The organism is Euzebya tangerina (assembly GCF_003074135.1).
Taxonomy (GTDB): Bacteria; Actinomycetota; Nitriliruptoria; order Euzebyales; family Euzebyaceae; genus Euzebya; species Euzebya tangerina.
Window position 1 is genome coordinate 2,244,741 of record NZ_PPDK01000001.1, and the last position, 26,130, is coordinate 2,270,870.

Annotated in this window: 25 protein-coding genes; 14 read left to right on the forward strand and 11 right to left on the reverse strand. The window is 69.0% G+C overall.

Features of this window, described 5'->3' with window-relative positions; all coding sequences use genetic code 11:
- Nucleotides 1-20: 20 nt before the first annotated feature.
- From C1746_RS10300 to C1746_RS10310, 3 genes are all read left to right on the forward strand, one after another.
- Entirely contained in the window at nucleotides 21-1,061 is a 1,041-nt protein-coding gene (locus tag C1746_RS10300) for a S1C family serine protease (protein ID WP_162867604.1), read from the forward strand.
- 49 nt (nucleotides 1,062-1,110) lie between these two features.
- Entirely contained in the window at nucleotides 1,111-1,575 is a 465-nt protein-coding gene (locus tag C1746_RS10305) for a twin-arginine translocase TatA/TatE family subunit (protein WP_116714507.1), read from the forward strand.
- 86 nt (nucleotides 1,576-1,661) lie between these two features.
- Nucleotides 1,662-2,174 carry a phosphatase PAP2 family protein gene (locus C1746_RS10310; protein ID WP_162867605.1) on the forward strand — a complete coding sequence of 171 codons (513 nt, stop codon included), beginning with the start codon at nucleotides 1,662-1,664 and terminating at the stop codon, nucleotides 2,172-2,174.
- Here C1746_RS10310 and C1746_RS10315 read toward each other — a convergent pair.
- Entirely contained in the window at nucleotides 2,136-2,909 is a 774-nt protein-coding gene (locus C1746_RS10315) for an exodeoxyribonuclease III (RefSeq protein ID WP_116714509.1), read from the reverse strand. The two genes, C1746_RS10310 and C1746_RS10315, sit on opposite strands and share 39 nt — an antisense overlap.
- 154 nt (nucleotides 2,910-3,063) lie before the next feature.
- Between C1746_RS10315 and C1746_RS10320 the strand changes: the two genes are divergently transcribed.
- On the forward strand, nucleotides 3,064-3,999 hold the full coding sequence (locus tag C1746_RS10320) for a hypothetical protein (RefSeq protein ID WP_116714510.1): 936 nt from the start codon (nucleotides 3,064-3,066) through the stop codon (nucleotides 3,997-3,999).
- A 42-nt stretch (nucleotides 4,000-4,041) separates the two neighbouring features.
- On the opposite strand, the gene C1746_RS10325 is transcribed toward C1746_RS10320, so the two are convergent.
- The gene (locus tag C1746_RS10325) at nucleotides 4,042-4,461 is read right to left on the reverse strand and encodes a hotdog fold thioesterase (protein ID WP_162867606.1); all 420 of its coding nucleotides are present in this window, start codon (nucleotides 4,459-4,461) and stop codon (nucleotides 4,042-4,044) included.
- Between the two features lie 191 nt (nucleotides 4,462-4,652).
- Here C1746_RS10325 and C1746_RS10330 point away from each other — a divergent pair, with 191 nt between their 5' ends.
- Together C1746_RS10330 and C1746_RS10335 are read left to right on the forward strand one after the other, a co-directional pair.
- Nucleotides 4,653-6,257 carry a prolipoprotein diacylglyceryl transferase gene (locus tag C1746_RS10330; protein ID WP_116714512.1) on the forward strand — a complete coding sequence of 535 codons (1,605 nt, stop codon included), beginning with the start codon at nucleotides 4,653-4,655 and terminating at the stop codon, nucleotides 6,255-6,257.
- A gap of 14 nt (nucleotides 6,258-6,271) precedes the next feature.
- Nucleotides 6,272-7,405 carry an alkaline phosphatase family protein gene (locus tag C1746_RS10335; RefSeq protein WP_116714513.1) on the forward strand — a complete coding sequence of 378 codons (1,134 nt, stop codon included), beginning with the start codon at nucleotides 6,272-6,274 and terminating at the stop codon, nucleotides 7,403-7,405.
- On the opposite strand, the gene C1746_RS10340 is transcribed toward C1746_RS10335, so the two are convergent.
- The 4 genes from C1746_RS10340 to C1746_RS10355 all read right to left on the reverse strand — a co-directional run bounded on the left by C1746_RS10340 (nucleotide 7,393) and on the right by C1746_RS10355 (nucleotide 11,371).
- A complete protein-coding gene (locus tag C1746_RS10340) occupies nucleotides 7,393-8,544 on the reverse strand; it encodes a class I tRNA ligase family protein (RefSeq protein WP_116714514.1) in 1,152 nt (383 codons plus the stop codon). The two genes, C1746_RS10335 and C1746_RS10340, sit on opposite strands and share 13 nt — an antisense overlap.
- A 297-nt stretch (nucleotides 8,545-8,841) precedes the next feature.
- Nucleotides 8,842-9,537: a ribonuclease HII gene (locus C1746_RS10345; protein WP_116714515.1), complete on the reverse strand. Its 696-nt coding sequence runs from the start codon at nucleotides 9,535-9,537 to the stop codon at nucleotides 8,842-8,844.
- A gap of 14 nt (nucleotides 9,538-9,551) precedes the next feature.
- Nucleotides 9,552-10,943, reverse strand: a complete 1,392-nt coding sequence (locus C1746_RS10350) for an NAD-dependent malic enzyme (protein WP_116714516.1) — start codon at nucleotides 10,941-10,943, stop codon at nucleotides 9,552-9,554.
- Nucleotides 10,944-10,987: 44 nt separating this feature from the next.
- On the reverse strand, nucleotides 10,988-11,371 hold the full coding sequence (locus C1746_RS10355; protein WP_240598880.1) for a GroES family chaperonin: 384 nt from the start codon (nucleotides 11,369-11,371) through the stop codon (nucleotides 10,988-10,990).
- Between the two features lie 155 nt (nucleotides 11,372-11,526).
- Here C1746_RS10355 and C1746_RS10360 point away from each other — a divergent pair, with 155 nt between their 5' ends.
- Nucleotides 11,527-11,943: a hypothetical protein gene (locus tag C1746_RS10360; RefSeq protein ID WP_162867607.1), complete on the forward strand. Its 417-nt coding sequence runs from the start codon at nucleotides 11,527-11,529 to the stop codon at nucleotides 11,941-11,943.
- Nucleotides 11,944-12,015: 72 nt separating this feature from the next.
- Here C1746_RS10360 and C1746_RS10365 read toward each other — a convergent pair whose 3' ends face one another.
- Nucleotides 12,016-13,581 (reverse strand): trypsin-like peptidase domain-containing protein, encoded by a 1,566-nt coding sequence (locus C1746_RS10365; protein ID WP_116714518.1) that lies wholly within the window; start codon nucleotides 13,579-13,581, stop codon nucleotides 12,016-12,018.
- A 235-nt stretch (nucleotides 13,582-13,816) separates the two neighbouring features.
- On the opposite strand from C1746_RS10365, the gene C1746_RS10370 reads away from it, so the two are divergent.
- Genes C1746_RS10370 through C1746_RS10380 form a run of 3 tightly spaced genes read left to right on the forward strand, consistent with a single transcriptional unit; the run spans nucleotide 13,817 to nucleotide 16,559 of the window.
- Complete coding sequence (locus C1746_RS10370) at nucleotides 13,817-14,560, forward strand: response regulator transcription factor (protein WP_240598882.1); 744 nt, start codon at nucleotides 13,817-13,819, stop codon at nucleotides 14,558-14,560.
- Nucleotides 14,557-15,876, forward strand: coding sequence for a sensor histidine kinase (locus C1746_RS10375; RefSeq protein WP_116714520.1), 1,320 nt, complete (start codon nucleotides 14,557-14,559; stop codon nucleotides 15,874-15,876). Before C1746_RS10370 ends, C1746_RS10375 begins: the two co-directional genes overlap by 4 nt.
- Nucleotides 15,873-16,559 (forward strand): hypothetical protein, encoded by a 687-nt coding sequence (locus tag C1746_RS10380; RefSeq protein ID WP_162867608.1) that lies wholly within the window; start codon nucleotides 15,873-15,875, stop codon nucleotides 16,557-16,559. Before C1746_RS10375 ends, C1746_RS10380 begins: the two co-directional genes overlap by 4 nt.
- Here the strand turns inward: C1746_RS10380 and C1746_RS22960 are convergent.
- Both C1746_RS22960 and C1746_RS10390 read right to left on the reverse strand, forming a co-directional pair.
- Nucleotides 16,522-18,069, reverse strand: a complete 1,548-nt coding sequence (locus tag C1746_RS22960; protein ID WP_116714522.1) for an HNH endonuclease signature motif containing protein — start codon at nucleotides 18,067-18,069, stop codon at nucleotides 16,522-16,524. The two genes, C1746_RS10380 and C1746_RS22960, sit on opposite strands and share 38 nt — an antisense overlap.
- 377 nt (nucleotides 18,070-18,446) lie before the next feature.
- A complete protein-coding gene (locus C1746_RS10390; RefSeq protein ID WP_116714523.1) occupies nucleotides 18,447-19,046 on the reverse strand; it encodes a winged helix-turn-helix domain-containing protein in 600 nt (199 codons plus the stop codon).
- Nucleotides 19,047-19,157: 111 nt separating this feature from the next.
- On the opposite strand from C1746_RS10390, the gene C1746_RS10395 reads away from it, so the two are divergent.
- The gene (locus tag C1746_RS10395) at nucleotides 19,158-20,378 is read left to right on the forward strand and encodes an MFS transporter (RefSeq protein WP_116714524.1); all 1,221 of its coding nucleotides are present in this window, start codon (nucleotides 19,158-19,160) and stop codon (nucleotides 20,376-20,378) included.
- A 69-nt stretch (nucleotides 20,379-20,447) separates the two neighbouring features.
- On the opposite strand, the gene ccrA is transcribed toward C1746_RS10395, so the two are convergent.
- Together ccrA and C1746_RS10405 are read right to left on the reverse strand one after the other, a co-directional pair.
- On the reverse strand, nucleotides 20,448-21,785 hold the full coding sequence (ccrA, locus tag C1746_RS10400) for a crotonyl-CoA carboxylase/reductase (RefSeq protein ID WP_116715666.1): 1,338 nt from the start codon (nucleotides 21,783-21,785) through the stop codon (nucleotides 20,448-20,450).
- 332 nt (nucleotides 21,786-22,117) lie between these two features.
- Nucleotides 22,118-23,416 carry a zinc-dependent metalloprotease gene (locus C1746_RS10405; protein ID WP_162867609.1) on the reverse strand — a complete coding sequence of 433 codons (1,299 nt, stop codon included), beginning with the start codon at nucleotides 23,414-23,416 and terminating at the stop codon, nucleotides 22,118-22,120.
- A 45-nt stretch (nucleotides 23,417-23,461) separates the two neighbouring features.
- On the opposite strand from C1746_RS10405, the gene C1746_RS10410 reads away from it, so the two are divergent.
- Genes C1746_RS10410 through mreB form a run of 3 tightly spaced genes read left to right on the forward strand, consistent with a single transcriptional unit; the run spans nucleotide 23,462 to nucleotide 25,992 of the window.
- Nucleotides 23,462-24,496 (forward strand): NAD-dependent epimerase/dehydratase family protein, encoded by a 1,035-nt coding sequence (locus tag C1746_RS10410; protein ID WP_116714526.1) that lies wholly within the window; start codon nucleotides 23,462-23,464, stop codon nucleotides 24,494-24,496.
- Nucleotides 24,493-24,951, forward strand: coding sequence for a molybdenum cofactor biosynthesis protein MoaE (locus C1746_RS10415; RefSeq protein WP_116714527.1), 459 nt, complete (start codon nucleotides 24,493-24,495; stop codon nucleotides 24,949-24,951). Before C1746_RS10410 ends, C1746_RS10415 begins: the two co-directional genes overlap by 4 nt.
- 45 nt (nucleotides 24,952-24,996) lie before the next feature.
- Nucleotides 24,997-25,992, forward strand: a complete 996-nt coding sequence (gene mreB, locus C1746_RS10420) for a rod shape-determining protein (protein WP_116714528.1) — start codon at nucleotides 24,997-24,999, stop codon at nucleotides 25,990-25,992.
- The last annotated feature ends 138 nt before the right edge of the window (nucleotides 25,993-26,130 follow it).

Below are 26,130 nucleotides of genomic sequence, written 5' to 3' on the forward strand. Positions count from 1 at the left end.
AGAGCGGCAGGCTGTCAGACGTGACCGACACGCCGCATCCGCCACCGCACCGCCCGCCGATCTCGGCCGGCGTCTGGGGGTTCCTCGGCGTCCTGCTGGGACTGGTCGTCGGCGCGGCGGGGGTGTTCCTCCTCATCAGCGAGACGACACCCGGCGACCCCGACGGGCCCGGCGACGTGGTCCGGGCCGCAGAGATCGCTGCACCCTCCGTCGTCCGGGTCGACGTCCGCGGGATCGGTGGGGACGGCGCGTCCGGCAACGCCTCCGGGGTCGTCCTGGATGCCGACGGGCACGTCGCGACCAACGACCACGTGGTTGCCGGTGCCACATCCATCTCGGTGACCTTCGCCTCCGGCAACACGGCGCCCGCCACCCTGGTGGGCAGCGATCCCGCAACCGACCTGGCCGTCATCCGGGTCCGAACCCAGGACGAGGAGTTGACGCCCATCACCCTCGGCGACATCAGCCGGGTGGTCGTCGGTCAGCCGGTGCTCGCCATCGGCTCACCCTTCGGCCTGAACGGCACGGTGACCGCCGGGATCGTCAGCGCGCTGGACCGTCCCGTCGACCTCCGCGGCGTCGACGGCACCACCGTGCGCCTGCCTGGGGTCATCCAGACCGACGCGCGAATCAGCCCGGGCAACTCCGGCGGTCCGCTGCTGGACACCGACGGACGACTGATCGGCGTCAGCTCCTCGATTCTCGGCGAGGAGACCCGCGGCGACATCGGCTTCGCCATACCGGTCGACATCGTCAGGGCCACGACGCAGACCCTGATCACCGACGGAGGTGTTGCGGCGCCCTACCTCGGGGTGGCCACCACCGAGGCCGAGGAGGGCGGCGCGCTGGTCGACCAGGTGGTCGCCCAGTCGCCCGCGGATGTGGCTGGTGTCCAGGCTGGTGACCGGATTCTCGCAGTCGGCGATCGGGAGGTTGGCGGCGTCACCGATCTGGTCTCGGCCATCCAGTCCCAGGAGGTCGGCGCTACCATCGACCTCCGCTACATCCGTGATGGTGCAGAGGTCACGGCCTCCGTCCAACTCTCGGATGGGCCTCCGTGACCGTGACCCTGCGGCCCGCGGCCCCGACCAAAGGGAGTGACTCGAGCAGATGGGCAGTCTCGGATTCGCCGAGATCATCGCGCTGGCCATCCTCGCGCTGTTCGTCTTCGGTCCAGAACGGCTGCCGGGGATGGCCCGCAATGCGGGCAAGGCCATCACGGCACTTCGTCGTGAGGCGAACAAGACCCTCGGCGAGTTGAAGGACGCCGCCGGCCTCGATGACGATCTGCTCGAGGTGGCGAACGAGGCCCGCGAACTCCGCACCCAACTGAAGGACGTCCGGCGCACGGCCGCGGGCGCGCTCATGGCACCGGTGAACGAGGTCAAGGCAGAGTTCGACGCCATCAAGGGGGAGTTCGACGAGGTCGAGGCAGGCGTCACCGCCGAGATCGGGTCGTCGGGCACGATGCCGGTGTCCAACAAGCCGCAGTCGGGTCCCGGCATGGCCGCGCTGACGCCCACTGCCAGCGGCGCCGTTCCCGGGGCAGCACCCTTCGACCCGGACGCCACCTAGGGGTCGTGGCGGCTGGGAGGAGGGCAGCACCACAGCGTCTGACGGTCGGACCGGGTCTGCACGCGATCGACGCACAGGCTGGCGAGGTGGTACGCCAGGCGTTCAGCCGTCTGCCCGGTGCCGTCGCGCTGTCCCGCGCCACCACGGACCTCGGATCCATGTTCATGGTTGCCGGCGCCGCCGCGATGCTGCTGGCCGGCGGCCGGGTCAGACGGGCGGGCGAGGTGGCAGCCGCCGGCGCGCTCGGCTGGACCGTTGCGCACCAGGCCAAGAAGGTCTTCGACCGGCCACGACCGTACGAAGCAGAGGCCACGCCGCGGCTGATCGCCGAACCGACCGGGTCGTCCATGCCCTCGGGACACGCTGCCGTGGCCATGGCGACCGCCACGGTCCTGGCCGGCAGAGCGGGCCCGGGACGTCGGTGGGTCTGGCTGCTGATGCCCGCCTGGGTGCCGCTCACCCGCATCCACCTGGGCGTCCACTACCCCACGGACACCATGGCCGGCCTGATCCTCGGCCACGGACTGGGTCGACTGGTGGTGGCCGTCAGCGACCACCGGTCACGGCGTCAGCCGCAGGATGATGGGCGCGTGGTCTGAGGGCTTCGTGCCCTTCCGGAAGTCTCTTGCCATCTCATAGCTCATGTCGTGCGACCGATGCAGCGGCTCGCTGACCATGAACAGGTCGATGCGCATGCCGAGGTTCTTGTGGAAGTTGCCACCGCGGTAGTCCCACCAGGAGAACGTCTGCTGCTCGGGGTGCAGGTGCCGGAAGGCATCGACGAACCCGACGGAGCCCAGGTCGGTCAGCGTCTGCCGTTCCTTCGCACTGGTGTGCGTGGTGCCGATGTAGCGCACCGGGTCGTAGACGTCGAGGTCACCAGGCGCGATGTTGAAGTCGCCCGTGACGATGGTCCTCCCGTCCGCCCACGCGGAGGCTCGGTCGGTCAGGGCCTGCAGGAAGCGGAGCTTGTCGGTGAACGCCGGGTCCTCCGGGCTCCGCCCGTTCGGCACGTACACGCTGACGATCCGGATCCCCTGGACGACGGCGTCGATCCAGCGGGCCTCGTCGGGGTTGGGTTCACCCGGAAGTCCACGGGTGACGTCCTGCACGTCCAGACCGTCCTTGACGAGGATGGCCACCCCGTTCCGACCGCCGCTGGAGTGGTCGATGGCGGTGTACCCGGCCATCTGCAATTCGAGGTGCGGCACCGTCTCGGTCCGCACCTTCGTCTCCTGCAGGCACAACACGTCGGGCTGGTGCAGGTCGAGGAACTCGAGGACCCTGGGCATTCGGACGGTCAACGAGTTGCAGTTCCAGCTTGCGAGGATCATTGTTGCGCGCAACGCTACAGGGGGCGGACGATCTGCCGATTGAGTAACGACGGCCGTATTGACGACCAGTAGGCACGTATCCATTACCATCCGGCGATGGCCGGTGGCTGAACGGTAGTATCAGCGCGGCCAGTCCAACCCTCTTCACTCCACCATGTTCGACCTGACCGGTACCGCCCAGCGGAACTCGATTCGGATACTCGCGCTCTTGGTCGCGAGTGTCCTGTTGATCCCTGTGTCGGCGACGGCGCAGGACGAGGACACGCCCACGACCACGTCAGCCCCCACGGAGCAGCAGTCTCCGGCAGCGCCGGCGCTCCCGGCAGAGCCGACCCCGACACCGATGCCCACGCCGACGCCAAGCCCGACCGCGGATGCGTCCACCGAAGACCTCGGCAGCGTCGGGGATGTCGCTCCGGTACCGCCGACGGCGCCAGCTCTTCCGCAGGAGGAACAGCCGGCGACCGGCGTCGTCCAGGCAGAGGGCGGGTCCGCGGAGGAGGTGGCGATCGTGCCGGTCGTCCCCGCCGACCCCGGGGCGGCTGAGGCGGTCGAGGCCGCAGATGGGGCCGCGCCAGCCATCGCGCCTCCGCCGATCACCACCTACGGGCCGCAGGTCGTCCCCTCGCTCGGGACGGCGACAGCGCCCAACACCAACACCTACACCGGTGTGCCCGGCGGCTTCGTCCCACCGACGGTTCTGGCGCCTGAGGTGGCGAGTGGCCCCCAGGCTGCTCCGGGGACCCCCGTGACGGGCTCCTCGTCGACGGACGGCTCGGTGCAGGCCTCCGGTGCGACCTCGCTGACCACGCCGCAGACCGGGATCGCCGTCGCCATCCAACCCGTCAGCAACGTTGCGGCGGCCAGCCTCTCCATCGTCCAGCCGAGCTGGTTCGCAACGGCGTTCGCGATGGTCATCATGCTGGTGGCGGCGTCCTACGGCGCCATGCTCCGGCGACGGGGTGAGGTGGTCCCCGAGGCGCTCGACTTCAGCCGGGCCATCCGTCCTCGTGACGCCTCGGTCCTGGCCGTCCGGTCCGTGCGACCGCTGGACCTCGACGAGGGCCAGGTCAGCTCCGTGCGTCCCTGACGGGCCGCACCGGCTGCAGCGGCGAGGGGTGGCCTGCGCAGCTCATCCCCAGCCCTCCGGCAGGGGTGCAGGGTCGATGTGCCAGTTGCTGGTCCGGTACGCCAGCGCCTGATAGCTGGACAGCAGCCGGTCCTCTTCGTCGCGGACCTGGATCCGATAGGAGGCGGTTCGACCACCGCGCGTGATCTCCCAGCAGTCCGCGGAGATGCGACCCTCCGTCGGCGCCGGCAGATGGTGGTGGGTCGTAACCTCCAGCGCCACCGCCATGCGGCCGTAGGAGTTGCAGGCGATCTCGAAGGCCGCGTCGGCCAACAGGAAGCTGATCCCGCCGTGCAGTGAACCCGCCAAGTTGGCCAGTGACGATGTTGGTGCCAGACTCACCAACGCCCAACCCGGCCCCCAATCATCGATGCGGACCCCGTGGACCGCGTACACCGGCGTCCGCGCGAAGATTTCGCTCAACTCATCGCGGAACGTGTCGAGTTCTACTGGGAACCCTGGCCGCTCTGACCGTGGCGGAGGGTGGTCCAACGTCGACATCATCACGACCCTAGTGCACCCACGACTCCATGCCATCTCCGACCCTCGCTCAACCCCGAGCCGATGCACATCGGCCGTCACTCGATGACAAAATCCTGCAAGATGGGGCAGCCGTGAACTTCCCCGAGCAGCAGCTCCTGACCTACCTCCGCGTCTTCCTGCCGGAGTCGCGTCTCGACGCCGTCCTCGACGAGATTGCCCAGGCCGCGCTCGAGTCCGGGGTCATCGACCAGGTCGAGTTCTTCTCGCTGGCTCACTGGCTGATGGACGCCGACGAACGGCGCACGCCGGCCATGGAGGCTGTTGTGCTCGTCGAGGAGGTCGGTCTGACCGACGCCGAGGTCGCGATCATCCTCGATACCGACATCGTCGAGGTCGAGCGGGCGGTCGCTGAGGCCTGGGACGCCAGCAAGACAAGTGACACCCTCACCAATGGTGTGGTCGTTCCCATCGACTCGAGTCAGATCGAGGTGGACATCCCCGAGGTCGAGGAGACCCTCGACGACCACACCGACGGCCCCAGGACGGTCACCGATGCCGACGTCTCCAGCGTCCTCGACGACCTGGCCGAGGGCGGTGGCGACGCCGCGTCCGCTGGTGATGAGGCGGCCAAGTGGCATGCGTTCGACCGGGACGGGACAGATGTCCTGCCGGAGCACGCCAAGGCTGACTCCGACGCCGTGACCGAGGCAGTCCGGAGCGCAACCGCCCGTCGCGAGAGCGTCGGGTCTGCGGTGCAGAGCGCCGTGGCTGGACTGGTTGGCTCGGGGATGATGCCGCAGGGCAAGTTCGACCCCTCGCTGATCCTCGGACCCCTCATGGGGAAGAAGGACGGGGCCGAGGCGCTGAGCAACCTGCCGGACGGACAGATCGATGGCGAGACCGTCGAGACCGTTGAGAGCGGGGAGTCCGGCGAGACCGACAGCACGGATGCACCGTCAACCGACACGACCGCTGCACCCGGGACCGGGTCAGCCGAGGCCGGGGAGACGACGAGCACCGAGACGTCCGTCGACGACAGTGCTGACACCGACGGCGAGGACGGGACCGCGCCAGCGGACAGCACGAGCCGCAAGAGCAAGCCAGCCGACAGTCAGGACACCAGCGGTGCCAGCACGGACGATGCCGGCTCTGTGGACGAGAGCACCGACACCCAGGCGGCCGACGCCGGCTCCGATGACACGGGCGCAGCGGACACGGGCGCCGTCGACTCGGGACAGGACCAGGCGGGGTCAGATGAGGACGACGCTGCGGGCGACGCGGCAGCGGAGACCGAACCCACACCCGGACCGGCGTCGCAGGTGGCAGCCACGGCCGGTTCCCGCAGGGCTCTGGTCTTCCGCACCACCCTCGCGCTGCTTGCCATGATCGGAATCGCCATCCTCGGCTTCGCCGTCTTCTCCGACGCCGGGCAGGACCGTCTGGCCGCCCAGGGCTTCGATCCGCTGTACGCCTTCCTGATCGTGGTCGGCTTCCTGAGCCTCGGGGTGCTGTTGCTGTTCGTCGGCGGTCGACGCCGAAGCGGTCGTGGCATCGAGGACCCCGACCGGTCCTGGAGCCGCGAGACGGAGTCCGCGCGTGCGGCCCGGGCGTCCAACATCGTCATCCCGTCCGAGCCGGACAACCGGATCGTGACCGGGACCGTCGACAGCACGGCTGGCTCGCTCGCGCGCACCGGCCCCATCACGCGTGAACGCTCGGAGTCCGACGACCGCTAATGTGAGCCGTCGCCATGCCCCGCGACGAGCCCTCACCGCCGCCGACATCACGTCGGGAGCCGATCAAGCCCGACTACGGTGCGGCGTGGATCGGTGGAGTGATCCCAGGGCTGTGCAGTTCATCACCGCCTGACTGGCTGCCGGATGCGGCTGTGGCGGCCAACCGGGTCGTGGTGCTGGTCCTCGACGGGTTGGGCTGGAGCATGCTGGCCGACCACGGCACCCACCTGCCGACCATCAGCGGGATGACGGGCCGCGCCGTGACCTGTGGAGTCCCGTCCACCACCGCCACCGGTCTGTCGTGCATCACGACCGGCCTGACGCCGGCGGAGCACGGCCTGCTGGGCTATCGCTTCGGCCTGGACCAAGGGGTCCTGAACGTCCTGCGGTGGCGCTACGACGGTGGGCGCAAGGGCCCTGATGCCGCCACCCTGCAGCCCGTACCGGCCTTCGACGGTCGACCGCTGCCAACCATCGTCAAGTCGGAGTTCGACGGGACGGGGTTCACCGAGGCCCACCTGCGCGGTGGGCACTTCCGGGGCTGGCAGACACCCGCCGTGCTCCGCAACCAGGTGGCGCTGGCCCTGCAGGCGGGATCACGGGTGGTCTACGCCTACTACGACGGCATCGACAAGGTTGCGCACGCCCACGGGTTGGGGGACCCGATGTTCACCGCCGAGTTGGCCGACACGAACCGGCTGGTGGACGACCTGTTGGCACTCATCCCGAGCGACGGCGCCCTGGTCATCACCGCCGATCACGGCCACGTCGAGGTCGGTCCGGACGCGATCGTGGGGACCGATCCGGTTGACCGCCTGATCGCGCGCCGGGCCGGAGAGAGTCGGTTTCGCTCCCTCTACGCGCGTCCCAACAAGCAGCAGGAGCTGCTGACGGCCTGCCGGGAGGTGTTCGGCGATCGCTGTTGGGTGTTCAGCCGCGACGAGCTGTTCGACGGCGGGTGGTTCGGCCCTGCCGGCCCGCCGCAGCACCGACGACGGATCGGCGACGTCGTCCTTGCACCCTTCGCCGACATCGGCATCGCCGACCCCGCCACGCCGGGCGAGGATCAGATGGCCTCGCGACACGGCAGCCTCACCGAGGAGGAGATGCTGGTCCCGCTGCTGGCGGCCGCCGGTCAGGCGGCGTAGCCCAGCAACTCGGCGGCACGCCTCGCGGCATCCCCGTCGCCGTCAGCGACGGCATCGTCGATGAGTGCCAGCGCCGCCGGTGTGTCCAGATCGTCATCCAGGCGCTTGGCGACGGCGTCACGGAGGGCGTCTGCTCGCCCGGCGTCACCCGCGGGAGCTGACTCCAGGGCGGCCGCTGCCTCCGCAGAGGCCATCATGGACTCTTCGGTGTAGGTCCACCCGCTCCGGTAGTGGTTCCGGAGCAGCAGGTGCCGGACGGCCCATGGGGAGTAGCGGTCCAGCAGATCCCCGAGGAAGACCAGGTTCCCGAGGCTCTTGGACATCTTGACGTCCTCGAGTGCGACCATCCCCACGTGCATCCAGACGCCGGCGAACGGGCCCTGGCCGGTCAGGCCCTCGCTCTGGAGGATCTCAGCCTCGTGGTGAGGGAAGATCAGGTCGTTGCCGCCGCCGTGGATGTCGATGACATTGCCGAGGTGCTCCATCGCCATGACGGAGCACTCCAGGTGCCATCCTGGGCGGCCGGTGATGGACGGATCGCCCCACGGGGTGACCCAGCCGGGTTCGCCGGGAGCGCTGGGCTGCCACAGCAGGAAGTCGAGGGGATCGTTCTTGCCTGCCGCATCAGGGTCGCCGCCCTTCTCGGCGAACTGCTCCAGTGCGGTCTCGCGGTCCAGGCGGGAGAAGGACAGGAACCCCTCCATCTGACCGGTGTCGGCATAGACGCGTCCATCTGGCAGCTGGTAGGCCAACTCGCGGTCCAGCAGTCCCTGCACCATCGGGATCATGGCTGGCACGGTCTCGGTGGCGTAGGGGATGACGTCGGCATCCCGCAGTCCCAGACGTCGCAGGTTCGTGTCGAAGGCTGCCGCCTCCGTGCGGGCGAGCACCTCGAAGTTCACGTCTCGAGCGGCTGCTGTACGGAGGATGTCGTCATCCAGATCCGTCACGTTGCGCACGTAGCGAACCCGGTGACCCTTGGCCTCGAGGTGTCGGATCAGCACGTCGAAGACCGTGTAGGTGAAGGCATGGCCCAGGTGCGCCGAGTCGTACGGGGTGATCCCACATACGTACAGCCGGACCGTGGCAGCCGGGACGAACGTCGACGTTGACCGCGTACGGGTGTCGTGCAGTTGCATGAGGTGACTATCCGATAGCAGGGTGTGATGGTGTGGCGGGCGCCAGCACTGGATCCGGTCAACACCGCAGTCTGACACGAGATTCCTGCAGTTGAGCCGTAAGGGTCGCTGCCGCCGAGACGTCTGTTCTACTTGAGACCAACCATCTGTAGACAGAGAGAAGCCCGGCGAAGAGCGCAGTCAACTCTCCGCCGGGCTATCAGGGGCGCCCTAGGGCCCCTCTTCTCTGGAGTGTGCACCGCCTGCTCCTACTTTGCCATGGTACGGATGGGCTATGCAACATATGTTACTGAATAACTAGTCCTTCTGAGTGGTGTCGAGCAGCTCCCGCAGCGGTGCCCACGTCTGCCGATGGGATGCGCACGGTCCGTGCTGGGCCAGCGCAGCTCGGTGGCTGGGGGAGGGGTACCCCTTGTTGCTGGCGAAGTCGTACGGGGGGTGCTCGGCGGCCACGACCTCGGCCATGTGACTGTCCCGCGTGACCTTGGCCACGATCGACGCCGCAGCGATGGACGCTGAGTGGGCATCCCCGTGCACGATGCACTCGTTGGTGGTCTCCAGATCCGCACAGAAGTCCCAGTTGCCGTCCAGCAGCAGCACCTCAGGACGGACCTCCAGGCCCTGGACGGCACGTCTGGCCGCCAGCTGCATGGCGGCCGACATGCCCAGGGTGTCGATCTCGGCGTTGGTGGCCTCACCGATGCTCACGGCGCGGGCGAAGTCGTGAACCCGGGCGGCGAGTTGTCGGCGTCTGACCGGATCGAGCAGCTTTGAGTCGCGCAGTTTGTACATCCGCCGGTCGCTGGGGAGGATCACGGCGGCGTAGGTGACCGGACCGGCCCAGGCACCGCGCCCCACCTCGTCCACGCCGGCAACGATGCGACCGGCGTCCCAGTGCGGCTGTTCGCGTCGGACGCCCGGAACGTCTGGTAGTCGGATCCGTCGTCCCCGTTTGTAGGTGACGTTCTTGCGGCGGTTGACGGGAAGTCCCATGGCTGGCGGCTTGACTACTCCTCGGGTGTGCGTCCCTGTGCGACGGCTTCCACGGCTGCGGCCACGGCTGGCGCAACACGGCTCGAGAACACACTGGGGATGATGTAGTTGGCGTGCAACTCCTCATCCTCGACCACGCCGGCCAGAGCCCTGGCCGCGGCCACCTTCATCTCCTCGGTGATGTCGGTGGCCTTCGCGTTCAAAGCGCCTCGGAAGACCCCGGGGAAGGCCAGGACGTTGTTGATCTGATTCGGGTAGTCGCTGCGACCGGTTGCAACGACCGCAGCGTGAGCGGCGGCCTCCACCGGATCGACCTCCGGATCGGGGTTGGCCAGTGCGAAGACGATGGCGTCGTCAGCCATGGTGGCGATGTCCTCGCCCGTCAGGATGTTCGGCCCGCTCACGCCGATGAAGACGTCGCTGCCGGCCAGCACGTCTCGCAGCGTCCCGGTCCGACCGTCGGCGTTGGTGTGCTCCTGCAACCACGCCTTCGCGGGGTCGCCGAGCGCCTTGTGGATGGCACCATCCCGATCGCACACGACGATGTCACGGGCGCCTCCGTCGATCAGGATCCTGGCGATCGCAGTCCCAGCGGCACCAGCGCCGGCCATCGTGATCCGCACGTCGGCCAGGGACTTGTCGACGACCCGCAGGGCGTTGGTGAGCGCAGCCAGGGTCACGATGGCCGTGCCGTGCTGATCGTCGTGGAAGACGGGGATGTCCAGCGTCTTGCGCAGGCGCTCCTCGATCTCGAAGCAGCCCGGGGCTGCGATGTCCTCGAGGTTGATGCCCCCGAACCCGGGCGCCAGGGCGGTCACGATCGAGACGATCTCATCGGGATCCTGCGTGTCCAGGCAGATGGGCCAGGCGTCGACGTCGGCGAACTCCTTGAACAGCACGGCCTTGCCCTCCATCACCGGCATCGCCGCCCTGGGGCCGATGTTGCCGAGGCCCAGGACAGCCGAGCCGTCACTCACGACCGCCACCGTGTTCCGCTTGATGGTCAGACGCCATGCGTCCTCTGGCTTCTCCGCGATGGCCGTGCAGATGCGGGCCACCCCCGGGGTGTAGGCGCGAGAGAGGTCGTCGCGTGACTTGATCCGGACCCGCGAGCGAACCTCCAACTTGCCCCCGAGGTGCATGAGGAAGGTGCGGTCGGACAACTTGTGCACCTGGGCGCCCGGGACGGCGTTGACGGCCTCACGGATGTGGCGGCCGTGCTCGGCGTTGCCAGCGTCTGCCGTCAGGTCCACCGTCATGCCCTCGCTCGTGGACTCGACGATGTCGACGGCGGTCACCGAGCCGCCCGCTTCGCCGACGGCGGTCGTCGCTCGGCCGATGGCGGTCGGGTCGTGGCTCAACTTCACGCGGAGGATGATCGCGTAGGACGCTCGTGGGATTGCCATGGTTGTTCGGGCTCCGGCGTTGGTGCGTGGTCAGGTGGACTATCTCAGAGGTACAGACCGGTGTTGCTCGCGTCCTCTTCGGTGGAGGCGACCGCGTGGATGTCGCGCTCGCGCACGATCAGGTAGTCGGTGCCGTGGACATCGACCTCGATGGCACTGTCCGGCAGGAACAGGACCTTGTCCGTCCGTGTCGTCGAGCGGACGAGTGGCCCCACGTCGACGACCTCGGCCCACACGCCCTGGCGGTTCTTCGACTCGGCCGTCGCGGGGATCAGGATGCCCCCACGTGACGTTCGCTCCGAGTTCGGGTCCATCTCGCACAGGACCCGGTCGGCGGTGACCCTGACGGCGTAGCCGGCGGTCGCCGTGCTGGCGTCTGCGGCGGTCATCCGCCCGGTCCCGCTCTCGGTGTCGCTGATGTCACTCATGGCTCACGAGAGGATAGCGGCGGTGATCCGGCCGAGGTGGTCGAGCAGCGGTGCCCGGCCAGCCCGTCGTCGGCGACGATGCGCCTGCGGCAGTACGGTCGAGGCACATCAGCCGACCGGCCGACGTGGCCGTGACCGTTTGCGAGGTGACCCGCGTGCGCAAGACCGTCAGACGTAACGCTGCCATCGGCCCCGAGCAACGCCTGGCCCAGGCGATCGGTGGTCTGCCCGGTCCCGCCCAGCACGCCCTCGCGGCCATCGCTGATCGCACGGATCTGCCGCTGGTCGCTGGTTCGTGGGAGGGCGGCGAGGGCGGCTGCCTCGTCGCCAACGTCGTACGGGTCCTGGACGGCGATGCGGTCCGGCCGCCGACGGCGGGACCCGCGACCTTCGACCTGCGTGTCCTCGACCTCCTACCGGAGTTGTCCTCCCGCGACCTCAACCACCTCATCGTGGCGTGGGACGAGGCAGCGCTGCAGGAGGGACGAGGCGACGACGCGACGCTGCGCCGGCTGCTGCGGGGTGCCCTGCTCCGCGCCGGCGTCGCCGTGGAGCGCTCGCTGCCCGTGTAGCTCCGGGCCGTCTGGATTCCGGGCGTGCAGATCCCGGGCGTGCAGATCCCGACGGGACCTGCACGGGCCGGGCTAGTCGTTGGTTCGGACGCCGCCCAGGGTCACCTCGACGGTCCGGCTCTCGCCGTCCTCGCCGATGACCTCGAGTTCGATCTGATCACCCGGGTTCATGCCGCGGATCGACGCGGCCAGGTCATCGAAGCTGCTGATCTCCTCACCGGCGATCGCGACCACGATGTCGCCCGTGACGATGCCCGCGACGTCGGCCGCACTCTGCGGGTTGACGTCCCCCACCAGCGCGCCGTTGGTGGTGTCGAGTCCGCGGGACTCCGCGATCTCGGGGGTCACGCCGCCGGGGATCTGGCCGACACCGAGTTGGGCGTACTCGAAGAAGCCCTGCTCGATCAGCTGGTCGCCGACGCGGACGACTGATGACGTGGGGACGGCGAACCCGATCCCGTCATTGGTCCCACCGCCGACGATGGCCGTGTTCAGGCCGATCACCTGGCCGCTGGCGTTGACCAGCGCGCCGCCGGAGTTGCCGGGGTTGATCGCGGCATCCGTCTGTACCAGGTCGACGAGTGAGGTCTGCGTCGCGGGGTCGCTCAGCGTCCGACCGGTCGCCGACACGATGCCGGACGTCACGGTCGAGTTGAAGCCGAACGGGGCCCCGATCGCGATGGCCGTCTCACCCACACGGGGCTCGGCATCCGCATAGCCCGGGACGACCAGATCGTCTGCCGTCACCTGGAGCACGGCGAGGTCGAAGTCGGCGGCCGTCCCGACCACGTCTGCCTCGAGGACACGCCCATCGAACAGCCGGACCCGGACCTGGTCGGCCTGATCGATCACGTGGTTGTTGGTCACGAGGTAGCCGTCCTGGCGGAAGACCACTGCGGACCCGGAGCCGACCTGGCGCCCGTTCACCGCGGTCTCGACGACCGCGACGGAGGGCAGGACCTGCTCCGCCACGTTGGCGACGGTGTCGGAGGTGATCTCAGCTGCCGGGGCCGCGGGTGCGACAGGCGTCTCGTCCTCCTCCTGCTGGGGCGCACTCGCGTCCTCCTCAGCGGGGAGTGCGATCGTCTGCGTCGTTGTAGCCGCAGCCGTTTCCTCGCCGGCGTCGGCCAGTCGCAGCGTGAGCGGAACCGTCAGTCCGGCAGCGACCAGCGCGGCCACGAGCGAGGCCGCCAACACCTGGCGGACGGTGGCGCCGCGACGCCGGGTGTCGCTCCCGCGATGGTCTGGTCCACTCAGCGGAGGTGATGGGTGCTCCTCCTCGGGGCGGGTCGCGCCCGTGGAGTCACCGAGGTCGGCTGTGCCTTCCGGCGCCTGCCACAGCGGCGCGGTTGGGATCTGCTGGCCCGGCATGCCGGGTGCGGCAGGACGGCCGGGCAGCGGCCCAGCGGGCGCCTGCCCCGGAGCCTGCCAGCGACCGTATCCCTCCGGCGTCGCCTCCCACGCCCCGCCGTCACGGGCCCGGCCGTTGGACGGCCGGTTGGCCTCCCCGGTCGGTGTTCGGCCGGTCTGACCTGGTGCCGGAGCGGTCGGGGCGGCCAGCTGCGCCGTCGGGGTCCGATCGGCTGCGCGCTTGGGACCACCGGTCCACTCATCGTCGTCGAGCCATGTCGAACTCATGCCAACGTTCCTTCCATGCTGTTGGTGTACCCGAATCGTCCGGGTCCATGTGCGTCATCACGGGGTCGTGTCGTGCAGGGATGACGGTAGGTCCGGCCATCACAAGCACGGACGTGGCAGCGGCAAAGATTCCGCAAAGCACCAGCGGAGGGGTTCGGCGCTGGTAGGCATACTGCTGGGCACCAGGCCGGAGGGCCGAGAACCGCAGGGACGAGACCAGCACCGACAGGAGTGGGTGAGACCGACCGTGGCCACCACAGGCAACCAGTCAACCGACGAGCAGAAGGTCCTGCTGGTCGAGGACGATGACGGCATCGCCATCCCGCTCGGCGCTGCGCTTCGTGGCGGCGGGTACGACGTCCATCGCGTGGCCACCGGTCGGGAGGCCCTGGCGCTGGCTCACGATGAGCTCGCTGCCGTCGTCCTTGACCTCGGCTTGCCCGACATTGACGGTGTCGAGGTCTGCCGGCGCCTGCACGACCAACTGCCGGGCGTCCCCGTCCTGATGCTGACGGCCCGGACCAGCGAAGCCGATGTGGTCGTCGGTCTGGACGCCGGCGCTGATGACTACGTCACCAAGCCGTTCCGCCTGGCCGAGCTGCTGGCCCGGCTCCGCGCGCTGATCCGTCGCGCCCAGGCCGGCGCCGGGGAGGCCGAGCTCGGGCCGGTCGAAGCCCAGGACGTCAGGGTGGACCTGGCCGCACGTCGCGCGTGGCGAGGGGAGGAGGAGTTGGACCTGACACCCAAGGAGTTCGACCTGCTCGGCATGCTGGTCCGTGAGGCCGGGACGGTGGTCTCCCGTGAGGACATCATGCGGGAGGTGTGGGACACCACGTGGTTCGGCTCGACCAAGACCGTGGACATGCACGTCTCGTGGCTGCGGCGGAAGCTGGGCGACGACGCCTCTGACCCGACCTACATCTCGACGGTCCGCGGCGTCGGGTTGCGCTTCGAGTCGGAGGCCGAGCCCAGCCGGTGAGGCGCCGCCTGCTGCTGGCAACCGTCGGCACTGTCGCCGTCGGGGTGGTCCTGCTCGGTCTGCCGCTGGCCTTCGCCATGCGGCTGACGCTGCTGGGCTCATCGCTCGACGCACTGCAGGGCCAGGCGGAGCAGGTCCAGGTCCTGATCAACTCCGAAGCGATGTCGGCCGCGGAAGTTCGTCAGCAGCTCGACCGCCTGGCGGCGGAGTCCGACCTTCGCTTCCAATTGGTCGGCCGCAGTGGCAATCGGGGGTTGGTCCTCGACACCGGTGGCCCCCCAACCGTCCCGGCCGACTTCACCGAGGACCTCGAGAGCGCGTTCGGCGGTGAGGTCGGCCAAGCGCGGGGGCCTGGCGTGCTGGCCGTGGCCGTGCCGCTGCGGACGGGCCAGTTCAGTCAGATCCTGCGGGCGGTCAGCAGCGACGAGGACTATCGGCGCCAACTGGGTGCCGCGTGGCTCTCGATCGCTGGGTTGGGCGTGACCGCGCTCGGACTTGCTGGCCTGGTGGGGCTGATGCTGGCCCGGCGCCTGGCCGAGCCGATGGAGTCACTCGCCGAGGCCGCCGCCCAGCTCGGGGAGGGCGACTTCACGGCCCGGGCACCCCGGACGGGGATTCCCGAGTCCGATCAGGTCGCCACCGCCCTGGACATCACGGCCGACCGGCTGGGAACGATGGTCGAGCGCAGCCGGTCCTTCGGCGCGGACGCCAGCCATCAGCTGCGCACCCCCCTGACCGCCCTGCGGCTGGACTTGGAGGCGCTCGAGCTGGCCGGCGCCGATGAGGCTCTGCTCGGCGCAGCGTTCACCGAAGCAGACCGGCTGGAGGCGACCATCGAGGAGCTGCTGGCCCTGGCCGACGTGCCCATGGGGGATGAGCACCTGCAGCTGGCTGCCCTGGTCGACGACCGCATCGACTCCTGGCGCGCCGTGGCGCAGGCCGCTGACCGGGACGTCCTGGTCGACGCACAGGACGTGCCGGCGGTGCGGGCTCGTGCGGCCGCGATCGGCCAGTGCCTGCAGGTGCTGCTGGACAACGCGCTGGTCCACGGCCACGGCACCATCACCATCCGCATCGCCGAGGCGGCCCGGCCGGCCGCCACGGGCCGTGAGTGGGTCCGATTATGTGTGTCGGACGAGGGCAGCGGCTTCGAGGAGGACGCAACGCCCGGGCGCGGCCTGCGCCTGGCCAAGTCGCTCATCCAAGGGGAGGGGGGTCGCATCCGGGTCGAGCGGGACGCCACGGTCTGCCTGCTCCTGCCCGCGGTGCCACCCGAGCACCTGTCGTTCATGACCGCGCCGGAGGGGATCCGGTGAGGGCTGACGTGACGCGTCTGGTCGTCACCCTGCTGCTGGGCCTCGGGCTGGTCGGCTGTCAGATCACCGACCCGGAGGGCCAGGTCACCATCGAGGCCTCCGACGACCAGGCAGGACCGGAGGAGGAACCGGCCCTGGGATCCCCGGAGGAGGAGTGGCCTCGCACCATCCCGGCACTTCGGGCCGCTGCGCTGCCCGAGGCCCAGATCTGGCAGGACGAACCGGTCCTGGCCGACCTCGTGGTCTTCATGACCGACGGCCGCTGGGACTCCGTCCGGCTGACCTACGTCGCGCCGGACGCGGAGCGGATGTTGGTGTATCGCTCGGCGCCTGACGACCTCCGGCTCGAGCGGCCACTGCTGGAGGGCCTGCAGTTGCCATCGATTCCGGCACTCGGGGTCGAGTTGATCGACCCGTTCCCCGAGGATGCCCTGGAGCCGATCGACCTGGCGGCGGCAGCGGCACCTGCGCTGGCTGACTGCGACGCCGAGGGAGAGGAGGTCCGTGCGGTGTTGTACGCCACCGGCGCACCGGCGACCTGGGACGGCTCGACCTGGACCCGCCTGCCGTCGTGGCGGGCGACTGTGGTGACGGAGTCCGTCGGCGTCGTGGTCGACCCGTTGAACGGGCAGGCCTTCGCGCCGCTCACCTGTGTCGAGCCGCTGCTCCTGGGGACTGAGTAACCGCCTGGTCGTGGGGAGACTCTCGGTCGAGCCGGTGGGGGATCCAGCCGTGCTGGTGGAGGAGTCGCTGGCGGTGTGGGGAGGGTTGGTCCGCCGTCGGGCTGGGGTTGCCGTCGCAGTGGATGGCTTGGCCGTGCCAGTGCCCGATCCATGGTTGGTTGCGGTGTTGCCGACCGAGTTGCAGTCCGCGGTTGCGGAAGGCGGCCTGCCGGTACCGCGCTGACCGCTGCCCCTGACTGCTTGTCCGGGTTGAGCTGTCGGATCCAACCGGCGTCACGGCTGGTCGATCAGCGTCTTGTCGATTTGTGTTCGCCGGATCGGCGGCGTCGCTCCCAGCATGGTGAGTCTTGGTGTCGAGGAGTGATGGTTGTGCGGCCGGCGCGGTTGACTGTGCGCCAACCGACCGGCCAGCAGGCTCAGGTGGGCTGTCCCGGGTGTCGGGAGGGTTGGTCTGGATCCAGTGGCGGTGGCCGGGTGGGCCGGTCAGCCGGTGAGTGCCGCGAGTCTTGTCGCGGTGATGATGACGGCACAGCCAGGCGAGCTGGTCCAGACGGGTCTGTCTCGATATCGCCCAGTCCGTGGTGTGGTCGATCTCCAACAGATGGGTCGACCGGCACTCGGGGACCTCGCACTCATAGCCGCGGGCTTGTAGGGCGGTGCGCTGGGCCGCCGTGACCTGCCGACCGACATGCACCACGGTCGCGTCCACGGCGTCACGGATGACGTAGGCAAGGTGGGCGTCAGGGATGGCCTCCTTGACTGCCTCGACGGGTACCCGCCCAACCCCGGCGATGTGGCAGGTCTCACCACGCTCAGCATGGCCACGCTTCAACGCCGCGGCGTCAACGGTGATGATCACCTTGGTCTGCCGACCACCCCGGCCAGCTGTCCCGGGCCATGATGCCGCGGCCGCCGGTGCAGTTGGATCAGCGGCATCAGCATCGGCGCCTTCGAGGGTGGCCAGCAGGGCATCGAACCGGTAGGCGGTGTCCTGCTCCCGCCGCCCCTCGGCGTGTGCGGTCTTGAAGATCTGGTCGTGGGTGCTGCGGATGGCTGCTTCGATCCGGGCACCGGCATCCGCCGGACCTGACAGGAACGCCTTCCACTCCCCATCGGACTGTGACCACGCCCGGAAGGACCGGTCACGGTGATGCCGACGTCGGGTTACTGCGGGGTCAGGGTCAGCAGCAGCACGGGTGTCCCGACAGGTCCGTTTCAGATCCTGCACCGACTGCACCCGAGCCGCCGCCAGCAGGTCAGCGGTCTGGTCAGGGGCGGCCTCGGCCGCATCAGCTACCACCTCGGCCTGGACCGCGGACAGGCTGCCCGCACGCACTGCCTCGGCAACCTGCTCGTTGCCCTGCAGGCTGATCGAGGTGGCCAGCCGCGGGCGCGCCTGCGACTCGGTGATGCCTGTTGCCGTGGCCAGCTGCTGCCGCACCTCGCGTGCTGCGGTCTGCCCGGTCGCAGAGGTCACGTCGTAGGCGCGGCGGGCGACCAGGGTGGTCATCCCCTCAGCCAGTAGCGTCGGGGTCCAACCGGGCCGCCAGACGCTGCAGGGCCGCCACCAGTTGGGTGACCTCTGCCGCCTCCATCACACCCGCCGTCATCTGTCTGATTCTACTGCCCGTAGGTCCTGAGATCGATACAAAACCCCAGCTCAAGGCCACTTCGGACAATCTGGCACCCCCCTCCGTTCAAGGTCGACGTGGCGCGTCTCTGCCGGGCCACCCGTGCAGGTTCAGGCGCCTCCGGCTGGCTGGCGAAGGGTCGGCGCTGGCCGCAAGAGCCCTGACGCTGGAACGGCGCCGGGCCGTGCTCTGACGATCCCGCGGGACAGGCCTGACGATCTGTCGGATCTTCCGGTCGTCCCGCCTCGGCCGATGGTCATCCTGGGTCATCCTGTGGGTGGCCGAAGGGGTAGACATCGGTCTGGACGATGACCTTCGCGGTCCCCGGTGGTGGGTTGTCGCGGTCCCGGAGACCCTTGTACCGCTCCGCGACCTCGGCCAGTTCGTTGGCCAGACTCCACATCTCATCTGGCGTCAGCGCCATCCAGCGGAACGACAGCGTCGTCGAGTCCCTCCACCGCTTCCCCCACTCGCGTCGATGCGCCTGCCAGGTACGTAGCCGCGCGACCCGTGCGCCAACCGATTGATCGAAGATGATGTCGACGTCACCCCGGTCGTCCTCGCTGTCATGGTCGTCGTCAATCGTCCAGCCGCCGACCGCCTCCCACCAGCGGTCCCGCGCGTCGCCGAGTTCGTCGGCCTCTCTGATCAGGTCGGCTGCCGCCAGCTGCCGCAAGTGGTAGCTGGTGGTCCCGCTCGACTCTCCCAGTTCCCTGGCCAGCATGCTGGCGGTGGCCGCCCCACCCAGCTGCAACATCTCCAAGAGGCGAAAGCGGATCGGGTGGGCAAGAGCCTGGAGCATCGTCGTGGTGAGGCGTCGTGACTCACCCGGGTGAGAGGGGCGTTCATCGGCCATGCCAGATCCTTTGCAGAGAAGATTTTGCAGAGAGACTTTTGGGGAAGTAGCTTCGAGCTCCGATTGCAGAGATTCCTTTGCATTGAAGCACGGTTTCGACGAGATCTGAGGATGGCCGACCACGACAACGACAACATGAACGGGTTCGGTTCGCTATGGCTGGCCACGGGCGGTGCCAACCTTGCGGACGGCATCCTGCTGGCAGGATTGCCGGTCCTCGCCACCCTGGCGACGACGGACCCGGCCCGAGTTGCGGGTGTTCAGACGGTCTTCATGGGTGCACTCGCCATTTCCGCACTTCCGGCCGGAGTACTCGCCGACCGTGGTGACCGTCGAAGCATCTTGGTCTCCTCGAACGTTGTTCGGGCGACCCTGCTCGCAGGCCTCGCACTCTTGGCACGCGACCAGACGCTGCTGCTTGTCGTCTATGCGGTCGCAGCGCTTGGCGCGACCTGTGAGATGGTCAACGACGTCACGGCTGAGACCGCCACGCCGTCGCTCGTCACACCCGAACGCCTGGCAACAGCACACAGCCGGTTGGGCGCCACGCAGATCGTCATGAATGCGGGGGTGGGTGCGCCAGTTGGTGCCGTTCTGGCCGGAAGCAGCGTCCTACTCGCACTGGGCATCCCAGCGGCCTTGTACGGCATCGCGGCTGGGCTCTGCCGCCGAGTGCGACTTGCCCCGCGCGAGGTCATTGGATCGGCTGAAGCCTCCGACTCCCTCAAGGGAGACGTCAGAGCGGGCTTCGCCGCCATCTGGGGTGATCGGGTCCTCCGCAGAATCGCGATCTGCGCCGCTCTGCAGAACATGGCCAATACCGCAATCTTCGCCATCGCCGTGCTCCTGGTCATCGGGCCGATGGGACTACCTAGGTCGCTCTACGGCGGCGCACTGACAGCTCTGGCCGTCGGAGGCGCCGTTGGGGGTTGGGCTGCCGACCGCGTCCTCAGACTGCTGGGCTATGCGTGGTTGCTACGAGCCGGCGCACTCGCCATCGGCCTTGGGTACGGGGTGGTCTTCATGACGGTCGACCCGGCGATGTCTCTCGTCGCACTGCTGATCGTCAGTGCTGTCGGCGTGTGCTGGAACGTCGCAACTCGAGTGCTGCGCCAAGATCGAGTGGCCGCGGACCTTCTGGGCCGAGCAGCCGTTTCCATGAAGCTGGTCGCGCTGTGCGCCGCACCAATCGGCGGACTTGTGGCCGGGCTGACCGCGGATCGGCTGGGGGTGCGCAGCGTCGGATGGGTCACGCTGGCGGCCGGTGTTACGGCCACGGCCGTGATCTGGCGTGTCGATGCCGACATGGATGGATCAGATCGATCGAGATAGGTCCGCGGCTCGGTCGTGGCCGGCCTGTGGTGTGCGGCCGATGCGGAAACTGCCACCCAGCCCGTGGACCTACTGCAGGTTCTTCCAGCCGTCCAGCTCGTCCTGCAAGGTCGCCCGCTTGGCGGCGTCCTGCACGCCCTGCCCCTCCGCGGTGGCGCCCACCAGCACCCCGAGCTTCCCCGTGTGGGCATTGGTGTGCATGGCGTAGGCGGCGTCCGCCACGTCGTCCAGCGCGAAGGTCTCGGTGAGGATCGGGTGGATCATGCCGAGGTCGACCAGCCGGTTGGCTTCCCACGCCTCCTTGTAGTTGGCGAAGTGCGAGCCGATGATCGACTTCAGGTTCATCCACAGGTAGCGGTTGTCGTAGTCGTGGTTGTAGCCCGACGTCGACGCACACGTGACGATCTTGCCGCCCTTGCGGGTCACGAAGACACTCGCGCCGAAGGTGGCGCGCCCCGGGTGCTCGAAGACGATGTCGATGTCCCGTCCACCCGTGAACTCGCGGATCCGGCTGCCGAACCGCTTCCACTCCTTGGGGTTCTGCTCTTCGCCGTTCCAGAACTGATAGCCCTCGGCTTTGCGGTCGATCACGGTGTGGATCCCGAGGGAGTTGAGCAACTGCACCTTCTCGGGGGAGGAGACCACACAGATCGGGATCCCGCCGCCGTTGGCCACCAGCTGCGCCGCGAACCCGCCGAGCCCCCCGGTCGCACCCCAGATCAGGACGATGTCGCCCTGCTTCATGCCACCCGCGTTGGGGCTGACCAGCATGCGGTAGGAGGTCGCCAGGGTCAGGCCCAGGCAGGCGGCCTCCTCCCAGTTCAGGTGGGTCGGCATCGGCATCAGCTGGTTGGCCTTGACCATGCTGAGGTCGGCCATGCCCCCGAAGTTGGTCTCGAAGCCCCAGATCCGCTGGCGCGTGTCGATCATGGAGTCGTCATGCCCCTCGGGGCCCTCCATGTCGACGTAGTTGCAGTGGACGGTCACCCGATCGCCGGCCTTCCACCGAGTCACCCCCGGGCCGACGCGCACCACGACGGCGGCCGCGTCAGAGCCGACGATGTGGTACGGGAGATCGTGGCGCGCCCCCAGCGCACCTTCGCGCGCGAAGCGCTTGAGGAAGCCGAACGTGGGCAGGGGCTCGAAGATCGAGGTCCACACGGTGTTGAAGTTGAGGGCGGAGGCCATGGGTGCGATCAGGACCTCGTTCGGACCCAGAGGAGGGATCGGCACCTCATCGATGTGCAGCGACTTCCGCGGGTCCTTCTCCGAGGAGTCCAACCCGGCGAACATCTCGACCTCGTCTGCTCGGACGACGGCAGCACGCATCGACTGGGGGAGCGGTGTGGACTCGATGGCCTCCGGTGTCGCCTCGGGGGAGAGGGCGACGTCCAATAGGGTGCTCATCTCGGTCGGCATGGCAGTCCTCATCTCGATTCTCGCGGGATCGGTGAGCGGAGGTTACTGGCCGGTAGCTCCTGAACGCCAATCGAGCGGACCGGATCGGGAGCCGAGCAAAATCGGGAGAAGGTAGACGCCGTTCATCGTCCTGTCAACTCACGTTTTCCACAGGGTCAGGTGTGGATTGGAGAGACCCCCGGTTGACCTGCACAAACGGTGCCCGCCAGGCTGAGGAGAGTTGTTGACAAACTGTGGATGTTGCGCGGCATTGCCGTGCTGACCTGGTGTTTTGGCCTGTGGACAAACATTTTTCGCTGTGGATTACTGGCGCGCGCCGGCTACAGATCATCCAGGCCGGCGAGGTCGTCCGGCACCTCCAGATCCTCCAGAACGTCCTGTCCTGAAGCCGCCTCCTCGACCGAGATGGCGCCCGTGGCCTCGTCCGCAGCCAGGCGCAGGAGCCAGCGGCTCGGCTCGGCGATCTCGGCGGGTGTGGGCAGGTGGACGGCATCGCTCCAGACGACGTCCAGGCCCTGCGGCCCCCGTGCTGCCAGGACCGCCTCGCAGAACACGCGACCGGCACCGATGTCGGCGGGTCGAAGGTCCAGTCCCACCAGTTGGGTCAGGAACTGCTCGCCCTTGCCCTGCTGCCCACGCTCAGTGAGCGTGGCGGCTTCGATTCGCTCGAGGTTCGGCAGCTTCCCGGTTCCGGCGCGGTCCACCAGGACATCGGCGTACCCGGCGATCAGCGAGACCAGGGCCTGCAGCCTGGCGAGGATGTCGCGCTGCCGATCACTCGGCTCGATGCCCGCGCCGGCCTCTTCGGCCATCCGCTGCATGGCCTCAGGGTCACTGAGCATCTCTGGCCCGAGGTTGCCGAGGCCGCCCATCTGCTCGACCAGACCGGAGGGGTCGAACTCCGCGGCCGCGGCGAACTCCTCCATCTGCTGCGTTAGATGGGGCATCACCCACTCGGCACCCTCGAACACGCGCCGGTGAATGCACTCGCGCAGCGCCAGCCAGAACCGCATCTCGTCGCTCGAGATGTCGTGGCTTCGGGCCAACAGCCCTGCCTGGTCGCCCACCGTTGCCACGATGTTCGTCGGCAGGGTGGGAACGGTCAGGCTGTAGGAGCCCAGCAGCTGGTCGGCCAGGTGGCCTGCGATCGTGCCGACCTGCATGCCCGTCAGCATCGCGGTGATCGGGTTCATGGCGCCGGACATGCCGCCAAGACCCGCCATGCCACCCGGAAGTTGGTCGGCCAGGCCCTCGGCCAGCGCCTTCTGCATGCCGGTGGCGATGGGCTCGACGTAGACGGCGATGCCGCCGGGCCCGGCAGCGCGCTCGACCCACTCCTGTGCCGTGAGGGCCAGCGCGGGACCGGGGACCGCGTCGAGCGTCGTGTGGGGATCCAGCCACGACTCCGCGACCCGGACGGCGTCGGCCCAGGCTTCTCCGTCAGCATCAACGCCGATCGCCAGGCGGGGCTCGCCGGCGATGCCGGCGGCCGTCTGCCGGGCGAAGTCCCAGTTCACGGCTCCTCCTTGCCAGGACATCAGCTTGCTCAGCTCCTTGAAGAGCGGGATGTTGGCGAAGTCCTGCGGATCGAAGCCGAAGCCGGAGTCGTTGTCGGACATGCAACCCATGGTAGTGATGTTGGGCATGGAGCAGAGAAGCCGCTGATGGCCCGCGTCGCAGTGGTGGGGGCGGGCAATCCCCTGGGCCTGGCGGTACTCACCGAACTGGCGGCGTCCCAACCGGCCTGGGAGCGGCTTGCGGTGGATGTGGAGTCGCAGCCGACCGTCCCACCGCTCACCCAGGTCGTCCAGGCCGACATCAGAGATCGCACCCTGGGGCAGAAGCTGCGCGATGTGGACATCGTGATCCACCTGCCCGCGGTCCGGCCGACCGGCGAGACGCCTGACGCGGGCTACGGACGGCGTGTGCGGGGCACCCAGAACCTGCTCCGCGCGGCCGCGCAGGCCGACGTGCGCCACGTCGTCGTGGTCATCGGTGGCGCGGTGTACGGCGCCCACCCACACCGGGTCGAACCGCTGGATCCCAGCGCCGCGCTCGCGGCCAACCCGGGGTTGCCCGCGGCGATGCACCAGCAACTGGTCTGCGAGGAGGTGGACCGGTGGGCCGAGGTCCATCCCGGCGTGACCGTGACTCGCCTGCGAACAGCGGCCATGCCGGGTCTGACCGACGTGGCGGGCCTGGCTGGTCGGCTGCTGGCCCCTCGCCTCCTGGTGCCGACGGACCCGGAGGTGCGGTGGCAGTTCGCCACGGCCCGCGACGTCGCCACCGCGGTCGTCCTCGTGGCCGAGCAGACCCTGGACGGCACCTTCAACGTGGCCTGCCCGGGGTCGCTTCCGACCACCGCGGTGGCTGACCTCACCGGTCAGGTCATCATGCCGCTGGACCCGACGGCGCTCGAGTCCCTGGTCAGTCGGGGCCGCCGCCTCGGTGTGCCCGGGGCTGCGGGTGACGTGTTGCCCTTCCTGCGCTGGCCGCCCGTGCTCGAGGTGGCCGCACTGCAGGCTCGCGGCTGGAGCCCGCAGGACACCAACGAGTCGGCGCTGCGCGCCTTCCTGGCCGCTCATGCGGATGTGACCGCGGTGGGCCCGTGGCGCTTGCGCCGCGCGGGGCTCCGCCAGGCGCTCCTCGGGGCCGCAGGTTTGCTGACCGTGGCCGGGTGGCGGATGATTCGAGGATGACCCGGCTGCACACCGCCATCTCCACCGACCCGCTGAGCCTGGACGACGCGCACGCCTTCGTCGCCGACCCGGCCGCCGGTGCCAGCGTCACCTTTACCGGTGTCGTCCGTGACCACGCCATCGATGATGCCGAGCACGGCGACGGCTCCGGCGAGCGGCGTGCCGTCACCGGTCTGGACTACGAGGCGTACGAGTCCGCGGCCGAGCAGCGACTCGCGGAGCTCGCGGCCCAGGTGGCGGAGCGGTGGCCGGATCTGTGCGCGGCGTGGGCGGTTCACCGCACCGGATCCCTGGCCATCGGCGACACCGCCGTGGTCGTGGCGGTGTCAAGCCCTCACCGGGACACGGCGTTCGAGGCGGGCCGCCACTTCATCGACACGCTGAAGGCCACGGTGCCGATCTGGAAGAAGGAGCACTGGGCCGACGGCGGCTACCACTGGCCCGGCACCGACTGATCAGGGGCGGATGAGCGACGAAGTCCTCCGCCTACGCTTGAGGTCATGGGCGCAGACTTCGCGATCGACCTCGGCACGGCCAACACCGTCGTCTGGGCGCGGCGCCGCGGCATCGTGATCCGTGAGCCCACGGTCGTTGCGATGGACGTGCGCAGCGGCAAGGTGATCGCGGCTGGCCAGCGGGCCTACGACACCGTTGCCACAGCGCGTCGGCCGGCCCAGCTGGAACGCCCGCTCGACGGTGGCGCCGTCACCGACTTCGCCATGACCGCGTCCATGCTGCGGTTGCTCTTCGACCGCCTGGGGATCAGCCGGTTCAGCCGGACGGGCGTGCTGATCAGCGTCCCGTCGGGGGTCACGCCGGTCGAACGGGATGCGCTGCGGGATGCGGCCAAGCAGGCGGGGGCGGGACGGGTCTATCTGATCGAGGAGCCCATGGCCGCCTCCATCGGCGCGGGGATGCCGATCCAGGATCCGGTCGGCTCCATGGTCGTCGACATCGGTGGGGGCAACACCGAGGTGGCCGTCATCTCCCTCGGCGGCGTGGTCGTCAGCAAAGCCGTCCGGGTCGGTGGCTTCGACCTTGATCTGGCGGTCCAGTCCTGGGTGCGGGACCACTTCGACATCGCGATCGGTGACCGGACCGCAGAGGAGCTCAAGATGGCCCTGGGGCGGGCGTTTCCGGCTCCGGACGGCGTGGCGGCCGAGGTCCGGGGGCGTGACCTGGAGGGCGGTGGCGCACGGGTTGTGCGCGTCGAGTCCGAGCAGATCCGGGTGGCCCTGGAGAAGCCGACTGCAGCCATCGCCGGTGTGGTCATCGACACCCTCTCGGAGTGCCCACCCGAGCTGGCCCAGGACGTGATGGGCCAGGGCATCCTGCTGGTCGGTGGTGGTGCGCTTCTCGAGGGGTTGGACCAGCGAATCGAGGCGGAGACCCAGGTCACGGTCCGCGTCGCCGACAACCCACTGGATGCCGTCATCACCGGTGCCGGCGCCGCCATCGACGCCGACTGGGACCTCGGGACCGTGTTCGGGGCGTGACCGCAGACCGGCGTTGCCCACGCCGACTTCCGGTGGTTGCCACGTCAGGACCCTCAAGTCCCTAAAGTCGGTGGCCGTGGGTGCCGATGAGAGATCCACGTCCACGTCGTCCACCTACCCGAGGGAGATCCCTCGACG